The sequence below is a fragment of the Acidovorax sp. HMWF029 genome, assembly GCF_003060895.1.
Lineage (GTDB): Bacteria > Pseudomonadota > Gammaproteobacteria > Burkholderiales > Burkholderiaceae_C > Acidovorax.
This window is the reverse complement of record NZ_QAIH01000022.1, coordinates 1-8,145: the sequence shown is the minus strand read 5'-3', so window position 1 is coordinate 8,145 and position 8,145 is coordinate 1. Positions and strand designations below refer to the sequence as shown.

7 protein-coding genes are annotated in these 8,145 nt (G+C 62.5%); 4 read left to right on the top strand and 3 right to left on the bottom strand.

Annotated elements, in window-relative coordinates:
- Positions 1-447, top strand: a 447-nt coding sequence (locus tag DBR12_RS01655) for a polyphenol oxidase family protein (RefSeq protein ID WP_199226607.1), incomplete at its 5' end; no start/stop codon positions are given.
- Here DBR12_RS01655 and DBR12_RS01650 read toward each other — a convergent pair.
- Positions 367-684, bottom strand: coding sequence for a hypothetical protein (locus DBR12_RS01650; RefSeq protein ID WP_108615660.1), 318 nt, complete (start codon positions 682-684; stop codon positions 367-369). The genes DBR12_RS01655 and DBR12_RS01650 overlap by 81 nt on opposite strands.
- A 125-nt stretch (positions 685-809) precedes the next feature.
- Between DBR12_RS01650 and DBR12_RS01645 the strand changes: the two genes are divergently transcribed.
- From DBR12_RS01645 to phbB, 3 genes are all read left to right on the top strand, one after another.
- Positions 810-2,510, top strand: a complete 1,701-nt coding sequence (locus tag DBR12_RS01645) for an alpha/beta hydrolase (protein WP_108615659.1) — start codon at positions 810-812, stop codon at positions 2,508-2,510.
- A 155-nt stretch (positions 2,511-2,665) separates the two neighbouring features.
- Positions 2,666-3,844 carry an acetyl-CoA C-acetyltransferase gene (locus tag DBR12_RS01640; protein ID WP_108615658.1) on the top strand — a complete coding sequence of 393 codons (1,179 nt, stop codon included), beginning with the start codon at positions 2,666-2,668 and terminating at the stop codon, positions 3,842-3,844.
- Positions 3,845-4,172: 328 nt separating this feature from the next.
- Complete coding sequence (gene phbB / locus DBR12_RS01635; protein ID WP_094291165.1) at positions 4,173-4,910, top strand: acetoacetyl-CoA reductase; 738 nt, start codon at positions 4,173-4,175, stop codon at positions 4,908-4,910.
- 496 nt (positions 4,911-5,406) lie between these two features.
- Here the strand turns inward: phbB and DBR12_RS01630 are convergent, their stop codons facing one another.
- Complete coding sequence (locus DBR12_RS01630) at positions 5,407-7,443, bottom strand: ABC-F family ATP-binding cassette domain-containing protein (protein WP_108615657.1); 2,037 nt, start codon at positions 7,441-7,443, stop codon at positions 5,407-5,409.
- Between the two features lie 111 nt (positions 7,444-7,554).
- The coding region (locus DBR12_RS01625; RefSeq protein WP_146185440.1) for a HemK family protein methyltransferase at positions 7,555-8,145 on the bottom strand (591 nt) is incomplete at its 5' end.

Here is an 8,145-nt window from a genome sequence, read left to right as displayed (position 1 = left end):
GGAGAGGGGGGGCTGGGGGTGCTGGAGTCCACTTTTGAACTTTTTAAGGCCCTTGCGCGCACCCCTATTGCCTCAGTAGCTATAAAAAGTGAAGCAATTGCTTGTGCGTCTGCGGCGGCGGCTGACACACTGGCCTGGCTGGGCCCTTGCATCGGCCCCCAGGCGTTTGAAGTCGGCGCCGAGGTGCGTGCGGCGTTCTGCGATGCGGATGTTGCCGCGCAATCCTGCTTTGTGCCCCGCGCAGATGTCCCGGGCAAGTACCTGTGCGATCTGGCAGGCCTGGCCCGCTTACGGCTGCGGGCCCTCGGCATCACTCAGATCTACGGCAACGACAGCACGGCCCCCTGGTGCACGGTGACCAACGCCTCACGGTTCTTTTCGCACCGGCGCGACGCTGCCGTGCTCGGCGCCAGCGGTCGGTTCGCTGCCTGCATCTGGCGTGGCTGATACGGTTGCTGCTGCCGCCTGCTCCGCATCGTAGGCAGCCTGCTCGGCGGCTTCGCGCGCCTTGATGGCCCGCTTGCGCGACGGTGTGCCCAGGATGTAGACCAGGATGCCCATGGGCAGCACGCCATACAGCACAAAGGTGATGATGGCGCCGAGCAGCGTGCCCGTGGGGCTGGTGGCTTCTGCCACGGCCATCATGAGGGTGACGTAGGTCCAGGCGATGACGATGAGGTACATTGAATTGTGTTCACTGCAAGTGCCGGATCCGTTGCCATGCGCCAATGGGTCGGCAACAATGAACCCGAGGGGGAGATCGCCAAGGTCTTCTGCCGCTGCGAGCGATCAACCATTGAGGAAAGAGCATGAATTCTGAATCACCCTGGGCTGAGAGTGCCCAGCAGTTTCAACAGATTTTCGGGCAAAGCTGGTCGCAGGCGCTGCAATCGTTTCAGAAGATGGACCTGGGCGCGCAAGTGCCCACGGCCCCGGCGCTGCAGCTTTCGCAACCCAAGCTGCAGGCCTTGCAGCAGCAATACCTGAAAGAAGCCCAGGAGCTGTGGGCCCAGGGCCTGCAGGGGGCGCCCGAAGTCAAGGACAAGCGCTTTGCTGGCGAGGGCTGGGCCAGCAACCCGGTGGCCGCGTTCTCGGCCGCCGCTTACCTGCTCAATGCCCGCACCCTGATGGGCTTGGCCGACGCAGTGGAGGCCGACGAAAAGACCAAGGCCCGCATCCGCTTCGGGGTAGAGCAGTGGATGGCCGCCATGGCACCCAGCAACTTCCTGGCCTTCAACGCCGAAGCGCAGAAAAAAGCCATCGAGACCAAGGGTGAGAGCATTGCCAAGGGCATGCAGAACCTGCTGCACGACATCACACAGGGCCATGTGTCGATGACTGACGAAAGCCTCTTCGAGGTGGGCCGCAACGTGGCCACCACCGAAGGTGCGGTGGTGTATGAGAACGAACTCTTTCAGCTGCTCGAATACAAGCCGCTGACCTCCAAGGTGTATGAGCGGCCCTTCCTGCTTGTGCCGCCCTGCATCAACAAGTTCTACATCCTCGACCTGCAGCCCGAGAACTCGCTGATCCGCTATGCCGTGGAGCAGGGCCATCGCACCTTTGTGGTGAGCTGGCGTAACCCCGATGACAGCCTTGCCCACAAGACCTGGGACGACTACGTGGAAGATGGCGCTATGGCCGCCATCGACGTGGTGCAGAACATCACGGGGGCTGAGCAGATCAATGCACTGGGTTTCTGCGTGGGCGGCACCATTCTCAGCAATGCGCTGGCCGTGCTGGCAGCGCGTGGCGACGAGCCTGTGGCCAGTGCCACCTTCCTCACCACGCTGATTGATTTTTCGGACACTGGCATCCTTGATGTGTTCATCGACGAGGCGTTCGTGAAGTTCCGCGAGATGCAGATGGGCAACGGCGGGCTGATGAAAGGGCAGGATCTTGCCTCCACATTCAGCTTTCTGCGCCCCAACGACCTAGTGTGGAACTACGTGGTGGGCAACTACCTCAAGGGAGAAACACCGCCTCCGTTTGACCTGCTGTACTGGAACAGCGACAGCACCAACCTGCCGGGCCCGTTCTACGCCTGGTACCTGCGCAACTTCTATCTCGAAAACAGCCTCATCAAGCCCGGCAAACTCACGGTGTGCGGCGAGAAAATGGACCTGGGCCAGGTGGACCTGCCCGTATACATCTATGGCTCGCGCGAAGACCACATCGTGCCCGCCACGGCAGCCTATGCCTCCACCCAGGTGCTGCCCGGCAAGAAGCGTTTTGTGATGGGGGCCTCGGGCCACATTGCAGGCGTGATCAACCCACCCGCCAAGGGCAAACGCAGCCACTGGATACGCGCCGACGGCAAGTTTCCCGCCACCCTGGACCAATGGCTCCAAGGTGCCACCGAACACCCCGGCAGTTGGTGGACCGACTGGTCTGACTGGCTCAAGGGCCATGCGGGCAAGCAGATTGCTGCGCCCAAGGGCTATGGCAAGGGCACCAAGTTCAAGGCCTTGGAGCCTGCCCCCGGCAGCTACGTTAAGCAGAAATCCTGAATTGAAACGGCACCCCCCCTCAGGTCCCTCGCTCTCGCAGCGCTGTGCTCTGCGAGAGCGAGGGGGCGCCGCATGAAAGCTGATACGCAAAAGTCCTGATTCTCAGCACTGCGAGAATTGGGCAACCGAACAACCCCCAACCACAAGGACATTCCATGGAAGACATCGTCATCGTTTCGGCCGCCCGCACCGCTGTGGGTAAGTTTGGTGGCGCGCTGGCCAAGACGCCTGCGAGCGAACTGGGCGCCATCGTGATTCGCGAGGCCATTGCCCGCGCAGGCTTGTCGTCCGACCAGATCGGCGAGGTCATCATGGGCCAGGTGCTGACCGCTGGCGTGGGCCAGAACCCCGCCCGCCAGGCCTCGATGAAGGCCGGTGTCGCCAAGGAAACTCCGGCTCTCACCATCAACGCCGTTTGCGGCTCGGGCCTGAAGGCCGTGATGCTGGCTGCGCAGGCCGTGGCCTGGGGGGACAGCGACATCGTGGTGGCCGGTGGCCAGGAGAACATGAGCCTGGCACCCCACGTGCTCAACGGCTCGCGCGACGGTCAGCGCATGGGCGACTGGAAGATGGTCGATTCCATGATCGTCGATGGCCTGTGGGACGTGTACAACCAGTACCACATGGGCATCACGGCTGAGAACGTGGCCAAGGCCTACGGCATCACCCGCGACATGCAGGATGCCTTGGCGCTGGGCAGCCAGCAAAAGGCCGCAGCCGCACAGGATGCAGGCAAGTTCGCCGACGAAATCGTGGGAGTGAGCCTGGCGCAGAAGAAGGGTGATCCCATCCTCTTCAATGCCGACGAGTACCTCAACCGCAAGACCAACGCCGAAGCACTCGCAGGCCTGCGTCCTGCCTTCGACAAGGCAGGCAGTGTGACGGCGGGCAATGCCTCGGGCCTGAACGACGGCGCAGCCGCCGTGGTGGTGATGAGCGCCAAGAAGGCTGCGGCTCTCGGCCTCAAGCCCCTGGCCCGCATTGCGGCCTTCGGCACCAGCGGCCTGGACCCCGCCACCATGGGCATGGGTCCTGTGCCCGCGTCGCGCAAGGCCCTGCAACGCGCGGGCTGGAATGCTGCCGATGTGGACCTGTTCGAGCTGAATGAAGCCTTTGCCGCACAGGCCTGCGCCGTGAACAAGGAACTGGCTATCGACCCCGCCAAGGTCAATGTGAACGGTGGCGCCATTGCCATCGGCCACCCCATTGGCGCTTCCGGCTGCCGCATCCTGGTGACGCTGCTGCACGAGATGCAGCGCCGTGATGCCAAGAAAGGCTTGGCCGCGCTGTGCATCGGTGGCGGCATGGGTGTGTCCTTGGCGCTGGAGCGCTGATGGGTTGACAGTCCCCGCCGCCGCGTCTCGGTGTATCTCGCCATCGGGTGTGGATGCCCCGGGACCAGCCTGAGCGACAGGCCGCGTTGTTGCAACGCGGCTTTTTTGTTTCTGACCGTTCCCGCGCCCCTCTTGATGTGCATCAGGCCGGCAAAAGCATGGCGCCATGCACCCAAACCGCTATTTGGAAGAGGGACAGCGTTGTGTCAAATGTGTGACGCATGCCGATATGCCAAAAAGGAAAGGGCTTCAGTGTTTTCCTTCACGGCGGGGCCAGTTTTCTTCGGTAGAGTGGGCGCTGGGCAAATCACTAACAAGGAGAAATCACATGAGCCAGAAAGTCGCGTATGTCACCGGTGGCATGGGTGGTATCGGAACCGCCATCTGCCAACGACTGCACAAGGAGGGCTTCAAGGTCATCGCCGGCTGTGGCCCTACCCGTGATCACGCCAAGTGGCTGGCAGAGCAAAAAGCCCTGGGCTTCACCTTCTACGCGTCGGTGGGCAATGTGGGCGACTGGGATTCCACGGTGGAGGCCTTCGGCAAGACCAAGGCCGAGCACGGCACCATCGACGTGCTGGTGAACAACGCCGGCATCACCCGCGACCGCATGTTCCTCAAGATGTCGCGCGAAGACTGGGATGCGGTGATCGAAACCAACCTCAACAGCATGTTCAACGTCACCAAGCAGGTGGTGGCCGACATGGTGGAAAAGGGCTGGGGCCGCATCATCAACATCAGCTCGGTGAACGGCGAAAAGGGCCAGGCCGGCCAGACCAACTACTCGGCTGCCAAGGCCGGCATGCACGGCTTCTCGATGGCCCTGGCGCAAGAATTGGCCACCAAGGGTGTGACGGTCAACACCGTGAGCCCGGGCTACATCGGTACCGACATGGTCAAGGCGATCCGCCCCGACGTGCTGGAAAAGATCGTCGCCACCGTGCCCGTCAAGCGCCTAGGGGAACCCAGTGAGATCGCGTCGATCATTGCCTGGCTGGCTTCGGAAGAAGGCGGCTATGCCACTGGTGCTGACTTCTCGGTCAACGGCGGCCTGCACATGGGCTGATCCCTGGGGCCTCTGGGCCCCTTGGGAAAATAAAAAACCCCGCATTGCGGGGTTTTTTATTGGGAGGAGCAAAGGGGGAAGGGGCTGCCTGCGGACCTTTCTTCGGTGGACTCAAGCAATACACCATAGAGTCAATGCGTCCATCATGCTATGGCATGGTTTTTGCATTGGCAACGTGGCGGTCATTGCGTGGGCTGCGAATGAGGAAACGGGCTGCCGCGCCTTCGTTCAGAAGCGGGCCGGGGCGCGTTTGCGATCGCGTTCGTCTTCGGGCCAAGCGGACAAGATTGCGGTGGTGTTCATGCTGAAAAGCTCCTGTGATGTACCAACAACGCGGCCCATTCACAGTCCGTTGACAGCGTTTCGCAAAAAAATGCAACCGCAAGTGCCCGAATGTTTACAATAAAAAACGCTACAAATTAAATAGCAGTATCCGTTTTGCAGTAGCGCGGCGAGCGCCAAAAAGACGGTTTATTGTTTACAGGAATTTACATGCTCAAGTTGCGGTGGCTGCCGAAATTTCTTCCAGCGCAGAAGAAATTTCCAGCCAGCGTTCTTCCAGCTGTGCTGTTTCGTCGTTCCCCGCCTTCAGGCGTCTGCCGCACTCGGCAATCTCGGCTGGGGGAAGGGACTCGGTCAATTTCTGCTCCAAGTGGGCCCGTTCGCTAGACAGTGCCGCGAGGCGCTTGTCGATCTGTTCCAGCTCTTTCTTGAGCGGGCGGGTTTTCTCGGCAAGCTGCTGGCGTGTCTGGGCGTCAATCTTGCGCTGTTCGCGGCCATCCCGGGCTGCGGGGGCTGCAGGCGCCGCGGGCGGGGTGGTGACAGGGGCTGATGGCGCAACAGCGGGTAAGGGCGCGGCGGCTGCGGTGTTCCCCACCGCCAACTGCGCCTGCTCAGCCAGGCGTGCCTCTTCGCGCAGGCGCTTGGATTCTTCGAGCAGGTAGCGCTGGTAGTCGTCCAGATCCCCGTCAAACGGCCCCACCACACCCCGACCCACCATCCAGAAGTCCTCGCAGACCGAGCGCAGCAGCGCGCGGTCGTGGCTGACCAGCATGACGGTGCCGTCGAAGTCGTTGAGCGCCATGGCTAGCGCCTCGCGGGTGGCCAGGTCCAGGTGGTTGGTGGGTTCGTCCAGCAGCAGCAGGTTGGGGCGCTGCCAGACGATCATGGCCAGCACCAGGCGGGCTTTTTCGCCGCCGCTCATGGTGCCCACGGCCTGCTTGACCATGTCGCCCGTGAAGTTGAAGCTGCCCAGGTAGCTGCGCAGGTCCTGTTCGCGGCTGGGTTGCTTGGCGTCTGCTCCCAGTTCCTTCGCCAGGCGGATCATGTGCTCCAGCGGGTTTTCACTGGGGCGCAGCACGTCCAGTTCCTGCTGGGCAAAGTAGCCGATGTTCAGGCCCTTGCCTTCGGTGATGCTGCCGCCCAGGGCCTTCATGGTGCGGGCGATGGTCTTGACCAGCGTGGACTTGCCCTGGCCGTTGGCGCCCAGGATACCGATGCGCTGCCCCGCCAGCACCGAGCGGTTCACACCCGTGAGGATGGTGGTGGGCGTGCCTTCTTCGTCCACATAGCCGAACGATGCATCGCTGATGGCCAGCATCGGGTTGGGCAGGTTGGCTGGTTCCTTGAATTCGAAGGTGAACTCGGCCTCGGCAAGCACTGGCCCAATCTTCTCCATGCGTTCGAGCTGCTTGACCCGGCTTTGCGCCTGCTTGGCCTTGCTGGCCTTGGCCTTGAAGCGGTCGATGAACTTTTGCAGGTGGGCCATCTTCTCCTGCTGCTTGGCAAAGCTGGCCTGTTGCAGCTCCAGCTGTTGTGCGCGCAGCTCTTCGAATTTGCTGTAGTTGCCGCCGTAGCGGTTCAGCTCGCCTTGCTGGATTTGCAGGGTGACGTTGGTGATGGCATCGAGAAACTCGCGGTCATGGCTGATCACGATCATGGTGCCTGCATAGCGCTTGAGCCAGGCTTCGAGCCAGACGAGGGCGTCCAGGTCCAAGTGGTTGGTGGGCTCGTCCAGCAGCAGCAAATCGCTGGGGCACATCAGTGCGCGCGCCAGCTGCAGGCGCATGCGCCAGCCGCCAGAGAAGCTGTTGACCGGCTGATCCAGCTCGCTCACGCGAAAGCCCAGCCCTAGGATCAGCGCCTGGGCGCGCGCCACGGCGTCGTGCGCACCGGCATCGTGCAGGTCCGAGTAGGCATGGGCGATGGCCATGCCATCGTCGCTGGCTTCGGCCGCGGCCAGTTGCTGTTGGACTTCGGCCAGGCGGGTGTCGCCTTCGAGCACGAAGTCGGTAGCCGACTGGTCGGTTTCCGGCATGTTCTGGGCAACTTCGGCCATGCGCCAGCTGGTGGGGATGTAGAAATCGCCCCCGTCCTCGTGCAGCTTGCCGCTGAGCAGGGCAAACAGGCTGGACTTGCCCGCACCATTGCGGCCCACCAGACCGACGTTTTCGCCGGGATTGATGGTGGTGGACACGCTGTCGAGCACGACTTTGGTGCCGCGTCGCAGGGTAACGTTCTTGAGGGTGATCATCCGGAACTCAGAAAAAGACGCACCCGCACAAGGCGGGTGGCATGAAATATCAAGGGGCCAGCGCGGTTGCGATCGGTGTCACCGATACGCAAGGCGGCGGCGCGCAACCCTCTATTGTGCCGTGAGGCGGGTTTGGGCGGCCAGGGCCTGTCTTGTGACCAGCAAAACCTGGTCTTCTCCAGCGCTGGTTTCCAGCCAGAAAACGGGCAGTTGAGGGAACGCCGCTTCGAAGTACGCGCGCTCGTTGCCGATCTCCAGGATGATCACGGCGTCTTCCGTCATGCAGGCGGGCGCTGCAGCAAACAGCTGACGCACAAAGTCCATGCCGTCATTACCACCCGCCAGGGCCAATTCGGGCTCGGCGCGGTATTCGCTGGGCAGCGCGGCCATGCTGGCGGCGTTGACATAGGGTGGGTTGCACAGGATCAGGTCCCAGGGGCCGGGCAGGGCGGCCAAGCCATCGGAGAGCTGCAGCCGGATGCGGTCCTGCAGGCCGTGTTTGTCCACGTTGATGCGGGCCACAGCCAGGGCGTCGGGTGAGATGTCGGCGCCGGTCACTTCCACCTCGGGCCAGGCTATGGCAGCCAGCACGGCCAGGCTGCCGTTGCCGGTGCACAGGTCCAGCACCTGGCGGGTGTTGTCGCTCAGGAAGCCGTCCACGCTGCCGTCGGCCAGCAACTCGGCGATAAAGCTGCGCGGCAC

What these genes read in the sequence shown, in the direction of transcription:
- DBR12_RS01650 (WP_108615660.1), bottom strand. Translation starts at nt 684, where the DNA reads ATGTACCTCATCGTCATCGCCTGGACCTACGTCACCCTCATGATGGCC.
- DBR12_RS01630 (WP_108615657.1), bottom strand. Translation starts at nt 7,443, where the DNA reads ATGATCACCCTCAAGAACGTTACCCTGCGACGCGGCACCAAAGTCGTG.
- DBR12_RS01645 (WP_108615659.1), top strand. Translation starts at nt 810, where the DNA reads ATGAATTCTGAATCACCCTGGGCTGAGAGTGCCCAGCAGTTTCAACAG.
- DBR12_RS01640 (WP_108615658.1), top strand. Translation starts at nt 2,666, where the DNA reads ATGGAAGACATCGTCATCGTTTCGGCCGCCCGCACCGCTGTGGGTAAG.
- phbB (WP_094291165.1), top strand. Translation starts at nt 4,173, where the DNA reads ATGAGCCAGAAAGTCGCGTATGTCACCGGTGGCATGGGTGGTATCGGA.